Source organism: Brevibacillus fluminis (genome assembly GCF_003710825.1).
GTDB classification, from domain to species: Bacteria; Bacillota; Bacilli; order Brevibacillales; family Brevibacillaceae; genus Brevibacillus_D; species Brevibacillus_D fluminis.
In genome coordinates, this window is the sequence record NZ_RHHQ01000004.1 from 388,132 (window position 1) to 407,340 (window position 19,209).

Here is a 19,209-nt window from a genome sequence, read left to right on the forward strand (position 1 = left end):
GCAAGCAACGATCTGGTTTAATGGCCAGCAAATCTGGCAATGCTGATTACTACTACTTTTCGAATATTGCGTAAGGGTGTGATTGAATGGAAACCAACTTACTTCAGCAATACCTTTCGCGACCAGTCACGGTCTATTTCGCCCCACATATGATCGCTTCTCCTGATGATGAGGCGGAAGAAGGCCAACTGCTTTCGTATGATGCAACCGGCATTTTGCTGAAACAGACGAACGATTCGATTCTGTTTATTCCAATCGACTGCATCCGTTCGATGAGCATCCGGCCCCATCCATCATTTTGGCAACGACTGACGGGCGCTGTCTGAAAAAGTCCTGGCCAACAGCATCGCGATCCCGGTCACCACTCCTTGTACGACCACAATCATGACAGGCAGCGATATGACCATGAGCAGGGCAGGTGCTACAAGGAATCCGAGTAAATAGCCCAAACGGACAAACAGCGCCTGAATACCCAAAACGCGCCCACGGTATGCGCCGTCGCTCGTTTGAATCATCGTTCGCTGGTACAGCTGCGCTCCTGCATCAAACACTCCGGCTGCAAACAAGAAACCGAGAATCACAGCTTGCTGGCTGGACCAAAACACCAGCGAAATCGTCAGGGAGAATGCGACCATCGTCGTAAGAAAAGCCGGAATCGCTCGCAATCGGACTTTTGCAAACACAAAAGAGCCCACCACTCCCCCTGCTCCCATCATCGTCCACATCAAGCCGTGAAACGTCGATTGATGCGACAAATCGCGCTGCGACAAAAGCGGTAACCCATAATTCCATGCCGTGCCGCCAAACGCAAAGAGAAAGGCAAACAGGATGAGATGGAGGTAGACCCGCTCTGCTTTTAGATAGGCGAATACTTCCGCCAAGTCTGTTCCCCACTTTCCTTTTGACTCGTTTGGCACCCGCCGATGTGTGGTTTGCCATCGCATCCTGAACAGCATAACCGCCGACACCAGGAAGGTCAGTGCGTCAAAGGCGACGATCCAACGGAACCCCCACAGGTCTGCGACATATCCGCTCACAGCAAAACCCAATACGGTCACAATCATCGTAAGCCGAACAATCCGGCTGTTCGTTCGCTTCACATTCCCCTCGCCAAACAACGAGGCAATCGATGCGTCAAAGCTGATTTGAAACACGTTGTACATGATCCCGGCGACAAATGCGGCGATAACCGCGGTTAGCGGATGGGGAACTATTGCGATCGATCCGATGACGACGGCACAGACAAGATCACTTGCGATCATACACAACCGCCGGTCAAAGCGATCGGCGAGCACGCCTGCAAACAAGCTAGACAAAACCGCCCCCGCCTGTCGGGCTAGAAAATAAGCCATCAGCCACACGGGACTGTTAGCAAAAACAGAAAACAAAGCGGAAACCGCGATCAAATTCATACGCGAGCCAAAATCGGAAAGCGCATTGACGTACAGATACAATTGTTTATGCAAGCTCCAAACCTCCATAGTCCGGTTTGGTTTCTGACGCCCCCTTATGGGGTTTGTACACTGATTATGGCAGTTGACATGCGCAAGCCTCCTTTTTTGAGCAAGTATGGGAAAGTCGTTCCTTTTTGGCGGCACTTGTTCTGTAAGTTCGAGGGGCGCCGTCTCCAAAGCCATAATAAGTGCGTGACTTTTGTCACGATTCTATTTTATCGTAAAACGGGTAAAAGAAAAAAGTGCACCCGCCATGATTGGCAGGTACACTTTTTTGGTTTTTACAAAAATACGTCATAGACGATATAACAAGCAGCTGCAAGCAATGCCGTACATGGCAGCGTAATGACCCATGTCACGACGATGCGGCCGGCTACTCCCCATTTGACGGCGGAGAATTTTTGTGAGGCCCCTACCCCCAAAATCGAGGAGGTAATGACGTGCGTCGTGCTGACTGGCAGCTTCAGTGCCGTAAAAATGGTGATGATCATAGCGGAGGACACGTCTGCGGAAAATCCGCTGATCGGCGTCATCTTCATGATTTTGCCACCCATGGTTTTGATGATGCGCCATCCGCCGACCGAGGTACCGAACGCCATCGCAATTGCCGCTGAAAATTTTACCCACAGCGGAATTTCGATGTTGCCGCCCGGTGCATCCAGGAAGCCGCCGGACGCCATGGCAAAAGCGATGATCCCCATCGTTTTTTGGGCATCGTTGGCACCGTGGCTGAAAGATTGCCAGGATGCGGAGAGAACTTGCAAAATGCGGAAATTTTTGTTTGTTTTGTGGTAAGGAGCATTGGCAACCAATGAAGACACGATTTTAATCATAATGAAGCCGATGACAAACGCAACGATTGGCGACACGATCAAAGCTTGTACAATGCTGATAAAACCAGCGGCATTGATGGCACCAAATCCGGCAGCTCCGACAACCGCTCCAGCAACCCCGCCGATGAGCGCATGGGAGGAAGAGCTCGGAATCCCGAACCACCACGTGATCAAATTCCAAAGAATCGCGGAGGTCAGTGCCGCGAGGACAACCACCAAACCGTTTTGCAGCTTGAACGGGTCAGCAATGCTTCCCCCGATCGTTTTGGCCACACCGGTATAGGTCAGCGCACCGATCAAGTTAAAACAAGCAGCCATGATGATCGCGAGACGCGGACTGATTGCCCGGGTAGAAACGGAGGTGGCAATCGCATTGGCCGTATCATGAAAGCCGTTGATAAAGTCAAAGCTCAAGGCCATCAGAACGACCAGGATCATAATCACCAAATCAGGCGAAACACTATGCATTCTTCAGCACGATCCCTTCTACCAGGTTGGAAACATCCTCGGCAAAGTCAGCACAGTCCTCCAGTTTGTCGTAAATCTCTTTTAATTTAATAGCTTCAATCGGGTCCTGGCCAGGAGCGTTCAAGAGCTGCGAGACCATCTTCCGATAATTTCGATCCGATTCGTGTTCCAGTTCCTTGATTTCGCGCGCGATGCCTGTGACAACTGCATGGTCCAGCTTGCGCAAGGTGCGGATCAGTTCAATCAACTTGGCTGTGCATTTTGCGAGAATGTTGGCCTGTGCCAAAAGACCTGGATCAATTTGCTTTACCTGATACAAGAACATCCGGTCAGCAACCCCGTCGATCAAATCTAGTACCGTATCAAGCGTGTGGGCCAAGGAGTGAATATCCTCACGCTCCAACGGGGTAATAAAAGTGGAGTTCAGCTCGTTCATGATTTTGCGAACAAGTGCGTCTCCTTCTTTTTCGACCTCTTTGATCGCCGCTACCTTGGCTTCCACCTCTTGATAGTTGCCGACCATTTCACTGAACAGGTGTGTACCCTTGTGTACAATGGCAGCGAGCTGCTCAAAGTGATCGAAAAAGTTGTGCTTCTTGGAATTAAACATACCACACACTCCTTATGAATAATTGCGCCTTTACGATTATAACCAAACAACGTGTTAAGGTAAATTTAAATTCGCACGATAATATGTATTGATTTTGTTAACGTTTTGTAAAGTTTACGTAAATGTTAGCGTTTTTCCAGTGACAAATTTCTTTTTTTATGACCACCTCCCGTTAGTCTTCACCATTTCACGTAAAAAACTACGGTTTTCCCAAATAAAAAGCGCACGATCTGCCATAAAATTGGCAAGAAACATGCGCTTTATCAGGAACCCGCTACCATGCAGTTTTTCGTTTTTTTCGCCTCATACATCAGCTTGTCCGCGCAAAGGGCCAGTTCATTGCTTGTACGCGCGTGAACGGGAAATGTGGCTATTCCGATGCTTGCTGTCACGCCGTTCATCTCACGAGCGATATTGGCTCTGAGTCGCTCGCCAACCAATAGCGATTGCTGCGTATCGGTATGTGGAAGCAGGATGACAAATTCTTCGCCACCCCAGCGTCCGACCTCATCGTGATTGCGCACTGTTTCTTGCAAAACGCGAGCGAAATGGCACAACAGCCTGTCCCCAGCCATATGCCCGTGCGTATCATTGTATTTTTTAAAATCATCTAAATCGAGGAACATGAGCGTGACCGGATAATCATACCGTTCAGCCCGTTCAATCTCTTTTTCGAGCATATCTAGGAAACGGCGGTGGGAAAGCATGCCGGTCAACGAATCATGATATGCCATCTGTTGAATGATTTCGTACCTCCGCCCAAGCAAATATCCGCAAACAATATGAACGACCAGCATGAGGAAAAACAAAGCGAACATGGTCCTCCCGGAAGAGAGCCACGCGGTTATGATCCAAAATAGGCTCAGGAGCATCCCGACTATCGATCCTATCCAGCGATATACCATTTGCCCACGACCCTTCTGGCAACCGATTTGTGATCGTCTGATAGTACTACTATAGCGGGAGAATTTGCCCAATTCAATATCCCGATTCTCATTTCCAGCAGATTCCCGAGGCGGTTCTACCTATATTTCCAAGAGTCTTTTGGCACGTATTTCCAGCTCAACAAGCGAGAAAGGCTTGGACATATAGTCATCTGCTCCCAGCATTAACCCACGAATCACATCGTCTTCATGCTTGCGTCCGGACAGCATCAGCACCTTCACTTTTTGCAGATGGGGCATCTGCTTCATCTGTTCGAGCAAATGATAGCCGTCCATTTTAGGCATGATGCCGTCTAGTACGCACAAGTCAACGACATTGTTGCGCAGTACGTCCAAAGCCGATTCGCCATCGGAAGCTTCAATTATATCAAGAGGCAAATGTCGCAAACGCGATGCAACCATGGAGCGGATGATTGCATCATCGTCAGCCAGCAGCACGCATTTTCGCCGCCCCCCCTGATGGTCCTCCACATCTACGGTTGAAAGCGGCTGTGTGCCGTCGCTCAACACCACTTGATTCCGCCCTTGCTCTTTCGCCCGGTACATTGCCTCATCTGCATGCCTGATCCATTCGTCAGCGCTCCATTCCGGCTGCCATTGCGCAGCTCCGGCCGAAAACGTGATGGAATAGCTTTCTCCTTCAAGCGTCGCCACCGGTGCCTGCCTGATCATGCCAAGTAGCTCTTCGAGAATCGCCTGCGCATCCTCTCCCGTCGTGTCGGGGAACAAAATAACAAACTCCTCCCCGCCAAAGCGCGCAAGCAAATCAGTGGAACGAATCCGACCGTTCAGCGTGTGAGTCAGTCCCTGTAAAACAAGGTCGCCCACATGGTGGCCGTACGTGTCATTCACCCGCTTAAAATGGTCCACATCGATGAAAGCAAGAGACAATACACCCTCATTGCGTCGCACCCGCTCCATCTCCATGGTCAGCTGGTTGTCAAAATAGCGCCGATTGTACACGCCTGTAAGCGGATCAAGAAACGCCATCTGCTCGTAGTGCCGCGTTCTCATCAGCAAATTGTTGATCCGTGCCTCCAGCTCCTCGTAATGAAACGGCTTTGTCACATAATCGTCTGCACCCAGGCGGAAACAACGAATTTTGTCCTCCAGCTCCTCTTTACCCGACAACACGATTAGCGGAAGCCACTTCAACGTAGGCGACTCCTTCAAAAACTCAAACAGCTCGTAGCCGGAGTCCGGATGCATCAAGAGATCGAGAATGATCAGGTCGTATTCCTGCTGCCATAGAAGCACTTTGGCGCTCTCCACCCCGTCTGCCTCTGCGATCTCGTAATGATCGAGCGACAGTCTGCGCATCAAATAGGAGCGCAGCACATCATCGTCATCGATCAAAAGAATACGCCCGTGATTGAATTCCTTTGAAGCTGACGCCTTCGGCCGGGTTTCATCCAGCTCCATTTCCTTTCGACTGATGTCATATTCCATCGACAGGCCCAAAATCAGCTGGCTGCTTTTTTTGATGAATTGGTCCGCTTGCTTGCGGATGAATTGCCGTTCTTCCTCTGAGTCACGTTGAGTCCATTCCCACACATGCACGAGCGCTTCCGCCGCTAAGCCGATCCGTTCGTACCCGAACATTGGCGCGCTTCCTTTTAATGTGTGAACGATCCGGTAAATACCCAGCGCGCTTTCCATATCCTCGGTCTGCTCGAACGTCCGCGCCAATCGCTCCAATTCCTGCAATTGTTTTTTCAACTCGCTGACGAACAACCGCTTCCCTTCCATCAGCAGCGTTTCCTTGTTTTTTTTCTGCGCTTGATTAATCCGGCTCATCTACCTTTTTCACATCCACTTCAATGATATCTTCCTTCACTTTTAGATCAGCCACATGTATGCCTTGCTCCATCAGCGACATGGTGATAGCGGTCTCGTCTTGGAACGGAAAAACCAGATGCGGTTTGGGCTGATTTTGCTTGAGCAGATGCATGACGACCTGCAGCAGCCACTCGACCGCAAACGGTTTTTTCACGTATTTGGCTTTTTCTGTTTCATGGTAGCCGACAGGGGGCTCCAACACCGTTGTTACAATGACAGGTGTCGGATGGTAGTCGGGATGCCGGTTTAATTTGGCGATAAAGTCCCAGCCAGATTGGGCCCCTTCCAACTGGATGTCTACGATGCACAGGAGCGGCTGCCCCTGTTCACTTTCAAGCGCCATCGATGCTTCTTCCGCGGATTTCATCAAAATGATCGGTAGCTCGAGCTTTTCGATCGTTTCGTACATCAGCCTGGCGAGCGAATCATCGTCCTCCAGGATTAAAATCTTCCCGCCGATGCTGCGCGGTATATACTCTTTGAGCTCAATCGTGAAGATGCTGCCTTTTTCGGGCCCCGGGCGAAACGTAATTTTTCCTTTATGCACGTCTAAAATTTCTTTCACGATCGCGAGCCCAAGCCCGGTACCGCCGATTTGGCGTCGGTCGGAATTGTCGACGCGGAAAAACTTCGTGAACAGCTTGTCGATGGAATCCGCAGGAATGCCCAAGCCGTAATCCTGAATTTCAAGCAAAAGCTGTCCTTCTCCCCTGCGAAGCCGGATGTCGATGCACTCCGCTGCTGGCGAGTATTTCAGCGCATTGCTCACAAGATTATGCAGCACCTGTGTAAGCCGATCGTGGTCTGCATACACATAAGCAGGTCCATCTGGCAGCTCGAGATGGATCGCGTGGCTTTGCTTGCCGTTCCACTGCTCGGCTACCTCCTCTACGACCAACCGCAAATCTACGGGTGCAAAATGATATACTTGTCGTCCCGACTCCATGCGCTGCAAATCGAGGAAATCATTGATCAACGTGGAGAGTCGGTTCGCTTCCTTAAAGATGGTTTGCATGTATTTTTTCTGTTTATCCGCGTGCACGTCACGATTTAGCAAGATTTCCATAAAACCTAAAATCGTCGCGAGCGGCGTCCGTAATTCGTGGGAAACGATGCTGACGAACTCGTTTTTCAGCTCATCGATTTTTTCCTCTTCCGTCCTATCGCGGATGACGAACAGAAACCCCTTATCCATGCCCGCTTGCTCTAGAGTAACGGGTCTAGCGTACAGTTCGAAATGGCGCGGAGCTTCAGATTCTTTGCGCAGCATGAAACGCTCGTTGACGAAGTCGGTCTCCTCACTCAAAAGCGTTCCGATCACCTCGCAAAGTGTCCCAGATTCACGCGAAAGCATGATATCAAGCTGCCTGCACAGTTCGAGCAGCTGCTTGCCTACCATATCTTCTCTGCCAAAATTCATCCTCATCTGCTGGCTCGCAAACGCCACTTCTCCTCGCTGATTACACAGTAGGATACCTTCACGAGTCGACTCTAAAATGCTTGTGATCAAGTTGCGTTGGACTGAAATGGCGTGCTTTTCTTGCAGAACCTCCGCATGAAGATTGGACAAGGCAATCGCCTGCTTTTTCCGTTCTTCGTTGATCAGCTGTGCGTAAAAGGCCAGGGAAAACTGCTTGATGAGGCCATGCGCGACCCGCTGTTGCTTTTCGTCTCGTATGTCAGTCCCGTAGGTAGTTAGCAAGAGAAAGCCCATCGCCTCCTGTTTATCATTCAGCAGGGGAAAATATTGATCGACTGCAGACATGTAGCCGCTGTGCAGCCCTTGTTCGCCGAGTGAGAGCGTTCGCCTGGTGGAAATGGGGCGTTTTTCTGCGAATACGCGGGATGCGGGTCCATAAAGCTCCCGCTCCAAACGCGGATATTGGTTCTGGGGATAACCGATGGAATAAATGATATGGTAGCCGCCAGCGTCAGGATCGTGTCTGACGACGATCGCTGCGTCTTGACGGGTGGCATCGAGTAAAGCGGGCAATGCGTTTTCCAAAAACACGGGCAAATCTGTGTAGCCGCTAAGTTTTCCTAGGTAGGAGGAGAGCGTTTCGAGCTCATTTTCGCGCTCCGTTAGCTTTTCCAACGTTTCATGCTGCTCATCCTGCTGTGCGATGATCTCTTCATTTTGCGCTTCAAGCATATCGCGCTGATAGAGCAATTCTTTGTACGTCTGCTCCAGATCATCTCGTCGTTGGGTGAGCGCAGTGGTCATCGTATTGATTCCCTGCTGTAGACGACCAAGCTCGTCTTCACGTTTCAGTTCATCCAAAAATAGGTATTCTCCGCCGGCAATCCGGCGTACTGTCTCTTCTATTTTTAAAACAGGGGCTAGCACCCATTTCCGCATATAGCCGATGAGCAGCCAGCCGGTGGCGGCAGACCCGATCAGCATAATGATCGGAATAAGTATAATTCCCCGGTCAAACGTTTTTTTCTCTGCCAAAACATCGTCGACTTCTTTGCTGTAAATCCCCGTCAACGTGTTGAGGTCTTTGATCATTTGGTTGTAGATGGCGGTGCGTTTTTCGGTTATCGCTTTTTCGCCGGCAGCTGTCTGTGTGTTTACTTGCTTGGCTTTTGCACTGTCCTGCATCAGGACAGTATACTGCTGCCACTGCGTAAGCAGCTTGGCGGAAAGCGCAGCCTTTTCTTTCTTCGAAGGATCGCTTGCCAAGGTAGCGTTCATTTCTTTGAACATCTCGTCCATCGTCGCCTGTTCTTTTTGATAATCCGCCAGTTTGTCACGGTTATCGAGAACGACATACGCTCGGAATGCAATCACGGTTTGCTGGAACTGCTCGCTTACATTCTGCATGTCCGTTTTTTCCTGCATTTTTTGCTCCATCTTCTGATCGATGCTGGTAAACTTTTGATTGATCAGCTGATTGGCCAAAATCACGAACACAGCCAAAATCAAAATCGAGCCAAAGATGAATCCAGACATGCGATTGGCGATGCTGGGCTGTTTTTTCCAAAAAAACGTCATGGGAGGCTCCTCTCTCTAGCTCTCGCCAGGCTCCAGCAATTCAGCAATCACATCGAGAAGCTGCAACGGGCTAAACGGCTTGATCATGTAGCGGCTCACGCCCACATCTCTCGCCCGCTCCCGGTCTTTTTCCTGCGCTTTCGCGGTCAGTAGAATGACAGGTGTGTGCTGGTTCGGATTTTCCATTCCGCGCAGCCATTCACACACTTCAACGCCGGTTAATTCAGGCATCATATAATCAAGGATGATCAGATCGAATGGCTTCGATTTCAACTGATCAAGCGCTTCTTGTCCATCGGATGCTTCCTGCACCTCATAGCCTTCATCTACAAGTGTCTCTGAAAGCAAAAAGCGCAGTGCCACCTCATCGTCTGCAATCAAAATAGTAGCTGTTTTCATTCCGTTCTCCCCATCCATTTTCTTTCAATTCGCTATTTCTCATTTTCTATACATAAACAAGAAACGCGCTGCATCGACACTCCAGTGCGTTTCCATGTTCTTTATCTCATTATTATAGCGCGATACGTGTCATAAAACTACGAGTTTTGTCACGATTTCGCGGATTTCTCTTAACTCCTTTCATGCAAATTTGCATAACGATGCACCAATGCATGATTTTTTCTCATCCACCCGAACCGATAGAGTCGAAAAACTACTCGATAGTAAAGCGCTTACATGATACTTTTGCAAATGTATGAATTGGCACAATTTTTGCTAATTATTTGGTCGAATGTTTTTTATCGAAAGGGGATCGATTTATGAAAGAAAAAGAAACGACTTCACTGAAGCGCTCGCTCAAACTATCCCACGTTGTGATCCTCGGTCTCGGTTATATGACCCCGATGACTGTCTTCGACACATTTGGAATCGTCTCCACGGAGACAGGCGGTCATGTCCCGACAGCGTATTTGCTCGCATTGGTGGCCATGCTCTTCACCGCTTCCAGCTACGGCAAAATGGTCAAAGAGTTTCCTGTAGCTGGTTCTGCGTACACGTATACCCGCAAAACAATCAATCCGCATGTCGGTTTTCTTGTCGGATGGCTTGCCATGCTCGATTACTTGTTCCTCCCCATGATCAATGTGCTCTTGACAAAAATTTACGGTTCCGCTGCCTTTCCTGACGTGCCAGGCTGGATGTGGATTGTCGGTGCGACGCTGATCTTGACCATCATCAATATTTTGGGCGCGAACACAACCGCCAATTTCAATTCACTGCTCGTTCTTTTCCAAGTATGCGTGACCGGTATTTTTGTTATTCTCGCTTATCGTGCGATTTCCGGCGGTCTCGGCACCGGCCAAATTGTTTCCGCTGCCCCATTCGTATCGCCAACGATGTCGTTTGCCACGTTGATGACAGGCGCATCCATCCTCTGTTTTTCATTCCTCGGGTTTGATGCGGTTTCAACCTATACCGAGGAAGCCATTGAACCAAAGAAAACGATACCGCGCGGCATTTTCTTGACTGCTTTGATCGGTGGCCTCATCTTCATTACCGCTTCTTATTTTGGTACCGCTGCTTTCCCTGATGTTTCGATCTTCAACGATCCGGAAGCTCCATCGCCGGAGATTGCCGCTGCACTGGGCGGAGCATTCTTCAAAGCACTCTTCCTCGCGGGCGCTTTGGTTGGAACGGTTGCTTCTGGCCTCGCTTCCCATACGAGTGCCTCTCGCCTTCTATATGCCATGGGTCGTGAGCATGTGCTGCCGAACAAGCTGTTCGGTTATGTCTCGCCTCGCTTCCGCACTCCTGTCATTAATATTATCGTCATCGGGATCTTTTGCTTGAGCGCGCTTGTGTTGGAGCTTGAACAGGCGATTTCCTTCATCAACTTTGGCGCACTGACCGCATTTACCTTCGTCAATTTGAGCGTGATTGCCCATTTCATCATCCGCAAAAAAATGCGTGGAGCGAAGGCTATGTTTCGCTACCTTATCTCTCCATTGATCGGTGCCAGCTTTGTAGGCTACCTGTGGTACAATCTCGACCTGCACTCAATCACGCTCGGTCTTGTCTGGGCGGCGATTGGCATCTTGTACCTCGTCATCACGACCAAAGGTTTTAAGGCAAAACCACCGACGATCGACTTCGAGGAAGCCGTGTAAGAATCGAAAGCCCCTTTCGCCAGAAGCTGTTTTCTGGGAGAGGGGCTCTTTTCTTACTTATTGTTTTTTTCCTGATTCCACTGTTTGATCTGTTCGACGATCTCGCGAATTTTTGCTTTCGCTTCCTGGTGTGCAGGCTCACTCCCCCAATGCTGGACCAATGGCGGCATCGCCTTTTGCATATGGGTGTAAAGTGCCCAAATTTTTACCATTTCCACTCGTTCTTCCGTCGCCTCGCCGGTAAGGAGCTCCGTAAATTTATGCAGCAGCTCATCAACTTCAGGTACTAGCAATTGTTTGGATTCGTTCATGTTCTCCCATCCTTTTCCTCATCTTCTCTTTCCTATCATACTATATCCGCGCTTTCGGTGCTTACGCCACACTCCGGTGAATGGAAGCGGCTCATTTGGGAAAAGTTAGAAACCAGTACGTACGATGAGGAGTGTCGCCTATGCCTCATATTATCAGCGTTGGTACAGCCGTTCCCATCCATGAAGTCTCGATGGAAGCGTCTATGGCGGTATCGCGCAGCTTATTTGCAGATGCCTTTCCCGATATTGACCGTCTACTCTCGGTTTTTGCACACAGCAACATTCGCAAGCGCCATTTTGCGGCCCCGCTCGAATGGCTGACCGAGGACCACCCGTTTGCTGAAAAAAACAAACTGTTTATCGATGTTGCCTGCTCTCTTGGCATGGATGCGATCAACCGCTGCCTTTCCCGCGCTTCATTGTCGGTCCACGATATCGATTGCCTGATTTTCAATACGAGCACAGGGCTTTCCACCCCCAGTATTGATGCCCGCCTTGTCAATCGGTTGGGACTCAGGCAGGATGTAACGCGCATCCCGATTTGGGGACTCGGCTGCGCTGGTGGTGCAACTGGCTTGTCGCGTGCCTTTGATTACGTACGGGCGTACCCGGACGCCGTGGCCGTCCTGGTTTGTGTCGAGCTGTGCGGCCTTACGTTTATCAAACAGGACGTCTCGAAAAGCAACCTTATCGCAACCTCGCTATTTGGCGATGGAGCGGGAGCGGTACTTGTGGCGGGCGATGCGTTTGCCGCGAAACACGGTCTGCAGGACACGCCGCGCTTCCTCTCGCGAAAAACGTGCACCTGGTACGACTCGCTCGACGTCATGGGCTGGGATGTGACCGATGCCGGACTGAAGGTCATCTTCTCGCAAGACATACCGACGCTTGTTAAAAAGCGGATGCGGAGCAATGTGGACGACTTCCTCTCCGAACAGCAGTTGACACGCGCGCAAATCAACCACTTTATTTTGCACCCCGGCGGACCAAAAGTCATCAACGCCTATCAACAGGCGCTCGAGATCGGACATGAGCAAACCCAGCATGCGGAAGAAATTCTGGCGGAATACGGGAACATGTCCTCGCCGACCGTTTTGTTTGTATTGGAAAAAAGCTTGCAGACGCCTTGGCGCAAACGGGAGATCGGCTTGCTTGGCGCATTGGGGCCTGGTTTTAGCTCGGAATTGATTTTGCTCGAACAAGGGGGGACCTGACATGTCGCTTTTTTTCTTTACCGTCTTCTTTGCAATCATTGCACAGCGCCTCGCAGAGCTGCGGCTTGCTCGTCGCAATGCCCGTCTGCTGAAGGCGCTTGGGGGAGTAGAGGTCGGAAGCGAGCATTACAAGTACGTCATCTGTTTGCATGTCATGTTTTTTGTCTGTCTACTGACAGAAGCCTCTCTGCGACACCACGGCATCAGCTCCTGGCAATGGTTCTGCTTCCTGCTGTTTCTCGTGGCGCAGCTTGGCCGTTACTGGTGCATCAAAAGCTTGGGCATGTTCTGGAATACGCGCATCTTGATCTTGCCAGGGGCACGGCCCGTGCGAAAAGGCCCCTACCGCATTCTGCGCCACCCCAACTACTGGATCGTTGGATTCGAGCTCTTGCTCCTTCCGCTCGTCTTTTCAGCCTACGCGACCGCAATCACCTTTCCACTGTTACACCTTGCTTTTTTGGTGCGCTACAGACTTCCTGTGGAGGAGGAGCACGTCTACCGCTAAGGTATCGTGTAAAAAAACAAATCCCCTTTCCGATCAGAAAGGGGATCTTTCGCATTTACTTGAGGTTTTCCGGATTGAGGCACTCCAGCTCTGGTACGACAAAGCGGCCGTCTTTGCGGATCAAACGATCGTCAAACCAAATTTCGCCGCCTCCCCATTCTGGGCGCTGGATCATGACCATGTCCCAGTGGATGGAGGATTTATTGCCATTGTAGGCCTCATCATAGCATTGGCCCGGCGTAAAGTGGAAGCTGCCGTCGATTTTTTCGTCGAACAAAATGTCTTTCATCGGATTTTTGATGAACGGGTTGACCCCGATTGCGAATTCGCCGACATAGCGAGCTCCTTCATCCGTATCCAGCACCTTGTTCAAGCGGACGGTATCATTTGCGGTCGCTTCGATGATTTTGCCGTCCTTGAATGTCAGTTTGACGTTTTCGTACGTAAAGCCTTGGTATGGCGTAGGCGCGTTGAAGGAAATGACACCATTAACCGAATCTTTTACCGGCGCCGTATATACTTCCCCATCCGGAATGTTTGCATCGCCCGCGCATTTGACTGCAGGGATATCTTTGATGGAGAAAGACAGATCGGTACCTGGTCCCACGAGTCTCACTTTATCCGTCTTGTTCATCAGCTCGACCAACGAGTCCATCGCTGCGGACATTTTGCTGTAATCCATTGTGCACACATCGAAATAAAAATCTTCAAATGCCGCTGTGCTCATGCTCGCCAATTGCGCCATAGACGGATTCGGATAACGCAGTACGACCCATTTGGTTTCCGGTACGCGAATATCCATCACAGGGCGTTGCAGCAAACGGGAGTACATGGAAAGATTTTCATCGGACACATCGGAAAGCTCATTGATGTTGTCACCGCTGCGCACACCGATGAAGCAATCCATCTTTTTCATGAATGCGACTTCTGACTCACTCATCAAGCCAAGCTGTGTTTCGTTAATTCCCAGCAAAAGCTCGCGGTTGATTTGGGGATCGATCATTTGCACGAACGGATTGCCGCCTGCTTCGTACACTTTGCGGATCAAAGCCTTTACCAGTTCGGATACATTGCCGATTGCATTGATTAAAACGTTTTCACCCGGTTGCACTCTAGTGGAATAATTCACCAATACATCTGCCAATTTATCTAAACGCGCGTCTCTCATGCAACATCTTCCTCTCCGATTCTCTCTCTTTTATTTTCCTTTAAACAACGTAATTTTGTCAATAAAAATTATTTTAACATACTGACAACTTTTCCAATTGATTCCTTCAGGTAACTCCACGTGGAAAATTTTGCAGGCCCTCACTAGTATGCACGTCTTCACTCTTCCCGGCAAGTCATTGTATCCACCTTCAACGGTTTTTTCGTTCTTCTTGCGTCCCCAGTATATGAAATTTGGCGAGACCCCCGCTTTTCGTTGTCGCCTTCACTTTGATTTGTCCGAGCGTTTCTTTCGTGAGACGCATTCCTCCACTCTTGTCTACTTTCTTCCACATCGATGGCTCCGTTCTATACATCCAGCTCTCCAAATTATATACGTCTGCCTTCATTTTTACCCCTGCCGCGAACGTATCCTTGATCTGCCGCTCGATATTTTTTTCGGCGATCCGATTCATTTGGGCTGGTGCGACATTGTGTAGCAGCTCGGAAATGACCCCACTCACCTCGACTTCGATGGAAAATACAGGCTGTTCGCCTTGTAGACGAACTTTAATCTTCGGCTTGACGGTGTCCATCACCACAAGTCCATAATTTTTGTCATTCTCCCCGATGACGAGCGGCGTACGAACCGTATGTTTGTCCAGCCAGCGCAGACCAAGCACTTCTGTCCTCGTCAGGCAGCCTTTCAATTGTTCCTGATAAAGGAAACAGACGCCACCCTGAAAAAGCTTGGGCACCTGCTTTTCCCCCTCCCGCCATTGGGTTTCGTTGATCGACAGATACGGAACCAGTACCGTGCGAGCTGGTTCTGTCCAGTCCGCGATGAACGTGTAAAGAAACATCGGTTCAATAATCGAGCTTTGCGTGTAAATATCGTGCGGATCATTCAGCTGGGAGTAGAGGACAGAGGTTTGCAAAAGCGGATAGGTCGAAAAAACATCCTCGATCGGCCTGTCTGTCGCCTGCACCCAAACCGTGTAACGAAACTCATAGTAGCGGTTGATCTGCTCCAGCATATCCTTGACGATATTCGCGTCCAGCGCGCGTTTGTGAAACAATATCGTACGAATATGGCTGAATTCGAGACGCTGCTGCGAGGTCCGGTACAAATTGAATACCGCCTGATCAAGCGTGTTGCCTTCCCCCTTACCCACGACCGTCGGCTGTTTCGTATTGGAGCCGCCGCTCGCCTCGACTTTGGCAATGTTTTTGAAGCCGAGGATTTGAAAATACACGATATACTTGTTGTCTTTGTAATCGATCCCGATCGAGTTCACGTACAAAAGATGCTCCACCTCGCGCATGCCCCAGCAGCCACTGAGCAAGCTTGCAACAAGCACGATCGATGCCGCAGTTCTTACATATTTGCACAGCCTGCTCATTTGTTCTCTCCTCCCCGTCCGCGTGACATCATTTTCGGAGGTCTGTCCGATTTAAGCCATGGAATGCGGAACAGCACTTTGTACAAATCGCTAAGGATTGGCGGCGAAAGCGGTGACAAATAAGGCATGCCAAATGACCGCAAATTGGCCAAATACAGAGTGATGACAAGGATCGAGAACAAAAAGCCGAACATCCCGAGGATCGCGGACACCAGTAGTACGAACAGGCGTAGCAGGCTGACGACATTGAGCAAGTTTTGGTTGCCGAGCGTAAAGGTAGCCACGATTGAAATCGCCATGATCACTAAAATGCCAGGAGCTGTCATACCGGCGCTGATCGCCGCCTGCCCGATGATCAGCCCTCCTACAACTGATAGTGTCTGTCCAATCGCAGAAGGCAAACGCAACCCTGCTTCCTTGAGCAATTCGAATAAAAGAAGCATGATCACTCCTTCCAATGCGGAGGGAATCGGAACCCCTTGCCTGGAAATAACCAGCGTCGCGAGCAATGTCAGTGGAATCTGATCTTGGTGGTACGTAAGGAGAGCAATCCAAAAACCGGGCAAAAAGATCGCCAGATTCATCCCTATCAGTCGAAACAGTCGGGTGAACGCCACAAAAATCGTCGGCGTATTGGCATCTTCCGCTGAATTGAGCAAAAACGTCATGTTGACAGGGGCAATCATCACAGAAGGAACTCCGTCAACAATAATCAGGAACCGACCATGCTCCAGGCAGTTGGCAGCGAGGTCTGGACGTCCCGTATACTGGTAAAGCGGAAAAAAGTTAAACGGGGAATCAAGCAGCCTCTCCTCCAATTGCGAGGCGCTGAAAAGGCCTGTTGAACGAACCCGTTCAAGCCTCGTGCGGATTTCCGCCAATATGCTTGGCTCGATGATTCCGCGCATATAGAGCAAGGCGACCAATGTCTGGGTGTTTTCCCCCATGATGTACTGCTCCACCGCGAGCCTGTTCGTTTTCAACCGCTTACGCACCAGTGCGACATTCATCATCAGCTCTTCGGTGAATCCATCCTTTGGCCCGCGGATCGACACCTCTGTTGATGGCTCTTCAGGGGCACGATGAGGAGGTTCCGCAAGATCGACACAAAAAGTCCCGCGCGGCACTTCAAAATATAAAATCAGCTCACCGCTGAACAATCGCCTGGCGATACCGGTTTCGTCCTCCTCATTGAGACGGACCAACTGAAAAGGCACCTGTTCAACGACATTCGTCTCCTCTGTCACCACATGGTTTCGGTAAAAGTAGAACAGCTCGCGCATGATGGTCTCATTCACCAATTTAATGTTGCACATGCCTTCACAATAATAGAGGTAGACTCGCATTGGCGGCTCCTCCTGCAGCAAGAAGGAATCCGCTCGCACATCCTCGCAGTCTGCCACGATGTCTAGCAAAAATTGTGGTCCGACCAAGTTCATGCTGTGGCCCGCCTCCTTTCACGCGCTTTGGCGAGGATACCGGTGAATAACAAAATGACACTAGCTACCAAGGAGAAGATCAGAAATGCCGGCATGAGATAATTCGTGAGAACAAACAAAAACGTCTCATCGGTCATCGGGTATAAGCTTACTCCGACAATCAGCAAAAAAAGAAAGCTGAGCGGAATCCACCGCACAGGTCTGCGGAGAAGCCCCGTCAATTCCATAATCAGGTGAAAGAACAGCGAAACCCGAATAAATGCGCCGGTCAGCCATTGGTAAATGCTGAGAAAATCGACGTGCTCAATGTACAAACCGATATTGACCAGACGCCACTGCTCGTAAGCCGGATAACGCAAATTGGCAGCCAAATTGGGACCGAATTCGCTGATAGCCCCCATCGTCGGTCCAAGTGTCAAGCCGACCAAAATCACCGCGAGCACGACCGCAGGAAACACAGCGACTTTTTTCTTGAGATGGTGCTGAAGAAAGACCAGGATCAGCAGCTCGGAAAAACCGGCACCTGTGAAAATCATTCCGTGCCAGACTGGCTCCCACCCATGAAACAAAAACGGCTTCAGATACGTGTAGTCTTTATGGTGGAAATTGGCCGTCATGACAAAAAAACCGAGCAAGACAACAATCGGCAGTAGCATGCCCGCTGTTATTGCGATGGAACGGATCCCCTGATACGCATTCACAAAACAGATCGTTGTAAACAAAAGGACGTGCACGATCAGCGGCGTGCTCTGGGCAAATGACAGGTGTACCCAGTTCAAGGTGTCATGCTGCGTGACCATTGCGAGCACAAACAAATACAGCGAGACTACCCAACTGATAAAACGCGCGATGAAGCGCCCATAGATGTTTTCCAACCATAAGGTCAGCTGCTGCTGCTTGCTCAACCGAACAATCATGACCACGAGTATTGTATAGACAACAAAGACGGCGCCCGAACCTAGCACAGCAATCCACGCATCCCGCCCTGACGATGATAAAATCAGCGGAATCACGATGACATGGTTCATCAGCCCGATGCTCATCATCATGATCATGCACATTTGGAAAAAAGTAATCATGGTGCCCGGCATAGTGTCGTACCCTCCGTCCCTTTCAATCGCTCTTATTATTTCCTACCGTTGGCAAGTTATGTCTGTACAGGAAATTCGTTCAATCGGACAATTTCGTGACAAATACGTGGCTTTTTTGGGTAATATGAGGGAAGTCACGCTTACCCACTTACTTTTCTTTAGTGCTTGTGGTACAGTAATAATAAGTTCTTGTACGGGGGTGTCACAAATGGCTGAACAGAACCATCCCAAAACCGCGATGTGTCCCAAATTTGAAGAGGCCGTCAGTCTGTTGGGAAAAAAATGGACGGGATTGATTTTGCATGTGTTGTTGACCGGTTCGACCCGGTTCAAAGAGATAAAAGAAATGGTACCGCACATGAGCGACAAAATGCTCGCCGAGCGATTAAAGGAGCTAGAGGAGTGCGGTATTATCGAACGAAAGGTTTACCCTGAAATACCAGTCCGAATCGAATATCAGCTTACAGACAAAGGCAATGATCTCGAACAGGTCATGGCCTCCATTCGCCAATGGGGCGAACGCTGGATGTAAGGGAGAACACAAAAAAGGATGGCATGCGCGCCATCCTTTTTTGTTGCGTATAGGATTACATTGCGGCGGACGACTGGTCTTGCGTAGCCGGCACTGCCGCCAAAATTCGGTCGATTACAAAATGACGCTTTGCTTTTCGGGTAAAACAATACGCTTTGACCGTATCACCGGTTATGGCCAGCAGGCGAATCATCCGTTTGCTGATCTGGCCATTTTGGTCCATATAAATGATTTCAACCAATTGGTTTCGGACGAAAAATCGTTGTAAATCTCGCTGCATGTTCGACTCCTCCTCGAAAAAAGGAACGTTTGTT

Annotated in this window: 18 protein-coding genes; 5 read left to right on the forward strand and 13 right to left on the reverse strand. The window is 49.8% G+C overall.

Going from position 1 to position 19,209, the window contains the following annotated elements; translation table 11 throughout:
* The first annotated feature begins 86 nt into the window (after positions 1 to 86).
* The gene (locus tag EDM56_RS04125; RefSeq protein WP_122916610.1) at positions 87 to 326 is read left to right on the forward strand and encodes a hypothetical protein; all 240 of its coding nucleotides are present in this window, start codon (positions 87 to 89) and stop codon (positions 324 to 326) included.
* On the opposite strand, the gene EDM56_RS04130 is transcribed toward EDM56_RS04125, so the two are convergent.
* The 7 genes from EDM56_RS04130 to EDM56_RS04160 all read right to left on the reverse strand — a co-directional run bounded on the left by EDM56_RS04130 (position 294) and on the right by EDM56_RS04160 (position 9,545).
* A complete protein-coding gene (locus tag EDM56_RS04130) occupies positions 294 to 1,466 on the reverse strand; it encodes an MFS transporter (protein WP_183192283.1) in 1,173 nt (390 codons plus the stop codon). The genes EDM56_RS04125 and EDM56_RS04130 overlap by 33 nt on opposite strands.
* Before the next feature lie 269 nt (positions 1,467 to 1,735).
* Complete coding sequence (locus EDM56_RS04135; protein WP_122916612.1) at positions 1,736 to 2,755, reverse strand: inorganic phosphate transporter; 1,020 nt, start codon at positions 2,753 to 2,755, stop codon at positions 1,736 to 1,738.
* Positions 2,748 to 3,365, reverse strand: coding sequence for a DUF47 domain-containing protein (locus tag EDM56_RS04140; RefSeq protein ID WP_122916613.1), 618 nt, complete (start codon positions 3,363 to 3,365; stop codon positions 2,748 to 2,750). The genes EDM56_RS04135 and EDM56_RS04140 overlap by 8 nt, the downstream gene beginning before the upstream one ends.
* A gap of 263 nt (positions 3,366 to 3,628) precedes the next feature.
* On the reverse strand, positions 3,629 to 4,183 hold the full coding sequence (locus EDM56_RS04145; RefSeq protein ID WP_183192284.1) for a GGDEF domain-containing protein: 555 nt from the start codon (positions 4,181 to 4,183) through the stop codon (positions 3,629 to 3,631).
* A gap of 207 nt (positions 4,184 to 4,390) precedes the next feature.
* The gene (locus EDM56_RS04150; protein WP_122916615.1) at positions 4,391 to 6,106 is read right to left on the reverse strand and encodes a diguanylate cyclase; all 1,716 of its coding nucleotides are present in this window, start codon (positions 6,104 to 6,106) and stop codon (positions 4,391 to 4,393) included.
* The gene (locus EDM56_RS04155; protein WP_122916616.1) at positions 6,093 to 9,146 is read right to left on the reverse strand and encodes an ATP-binding response regulator; all 3,054 of its coding nucleotides are present in this window, start codon (positions 9,144 to 9,146) and stop codon (positions 6,093 to 6,095) included. Before EDM56_RS04155 ends, EDM56_RS04150 begins: the two co-directional genes overlap by 14 nt.
* Positions 9,147 to 9,161: 15 nt before the next feature.
* Positions 9,162 to 9,545, reverse strand: a complete 384-nt coding sequence (locus tag EDM56_RS04160; protein WP_122916617.1) for a response regulator — start codon at positions 9,543 to 9,545, stop codon at positions 9,162 to 9,164.
* A 359-nt stretch (positions 9,546 to 9,904) separates the two neighbouring features.
* On the opposite strand from EDM56_RS04160, the gene EDM56_RS04165 reads away from it, so the two are divergent.
* Positions 9,905 to 11,251 (forward strand): APC family permease, encoded by a 1,347-nt coding sequence (locus tag EDM56_RS04165; RefSeq protein WP_122916618.1) that lies wholly within the window; start codon positions 9,905 to 9,907, stop codon positions 11,249 to 11,251.
* Between the two features lie 53 nt (positions 11,252 to 11,304).
* Here the strand turns inward: EDM56_RS04165 and EDM56_RS04170 are convergent, their stop codons facing one another.
* Positions 11,305 to 11,562, reverse strand: a complete 258-nt coding sequence (locus EDM56_RS04170) for a DUF2573 family protein (protein ID WP_122916619.1) — start codon at positions 11,560 to 11,562, stop codon at positions 11,305 to 11,307.
* 140 nt (positions 11,563 to 11,702) lie between these two features.
* Between EDM56_RS04170 and EDM56_RS04175 the strand changes: the two genes are divergently transcribed.
* Both EDM56_RS04175 and EDM56_RS04180 read left to right on the forward strand, forming a co-directional pair.
* A complete protein-coding gene (locus tag EDM56_RS04175) occupies positions 11,703 to 12,776 on the forward strand; it encodes a type III polyketide synthase (RefSeq protein WP_122916620.1) in 1,074 nt (357 codons plus the stop codon).
* Between the two features lies 1 nt (position 12,777).
* Complete coding sequence (locus tag EDM56_RS04180; protein WP_122916621.1) at positions 12,778 to 13,284, forward strand: isoprenylcysteine carboxyl methyltransferase family protein; 507 nt, start codon at positions 12,778 to 12,780, stop codon at positions 13,282 to 13,284.
* Between the two features lie 55 nt (positions 13,285 to 13,339).
* Here EDM56_RS04180 and EDM56_RS04185 read toward each other — a convergent pair whose 3' ends face one another.
* The 4 genes from EDM56_RS04185 to EDM56_RS04200 all read right to left on the reverse strand — a co-directional run bounded on the left by EDM56_RS04185 (position 13,340) and on the right by EDM56_RS04200 (position 18,363).
* Positions 13,340 to 14,452, reverse strand: coding sequence for an aminopeptidase (locus tag EDM56_RS04185; protein ID WP_122916622.1), 1,113 nt, complete (start codon positions 14,450 to 14,452; stop codon positions 13,340 to 13,342).
* A 190-nt stretch (positions 14,453 to 14,642) separates the two neighbouring features.
* A complete protein-coding gene (locus EDM56_RS04190) occupies positions 14,643 to 15,833 on the reverse strand; it encodes a Ger(x)C family spore germination protein (protein WP_122916623.1) in 1,191 nt (396 codons plus the stop codon).
* Positions 15,830 to 17,272: a spore germination protein gene (locus EDM56_RS04195; protein WP_122916624.1), complete on the reverse strand. Its 1,443-nt coding sequence runs from the start codon at positions 17,270 to 17,272 to the stop codon at positions 15,830 to 15,832. Before EDM56_RS04195 ends, EDM56_RS04190 begins: the two co-directional genes overlap by 4 nt.
* Entirely contained in the window at positions 17,269 to 18,363 is a 1,095-nt protein-coding gene (locus EDM56_RS04200; RefSeq protein ID WP_122916625.1) for a GerAB/ArcD/ProY family transporter, read from the reverse strand. Before EDM56_RS04200 ends, EDM56_RS04195 begins: the two co-directional genes overlap by 4 nt.
* A gap of 208 nt (positions 18,364 to 18,571) precedes the next feature.
* Here EDM56_RS04200 and EDM56_RS04205 point away from each other — a divergent pair, with 208 nt between their 5' ends.
* A complete protein-coding gene (locus EDM56_RS04205; protein ID WP_122916626.1) occupies positions 18,572 to 18,895 on the forward strand; it encodes a winged helix-turn-helix transcriptional regulator in 324 nt (107 codons plus the stop codon).
* A 55-nt stretch (positions 18,896 to 18,950) separates the two neighbouring features.
* On the opposite strand, the gene EDM56_RS04210 is transcribed toward EDM56_RS04205, so the two are convergent.
* On the reverse strand, positions 18,951 to 19,175 hold the full coding sequence (locus tag EDM56_RS04210) for a WYL domain-containing protein (protein WP_122916627.1): 225 nt from the start codon (positions 19,173 to 19,175) through the stop codon (positions 18,951 to 18,953).
* Positions 19,176 to 19,209: the final 34 nt, after the last annotated feature.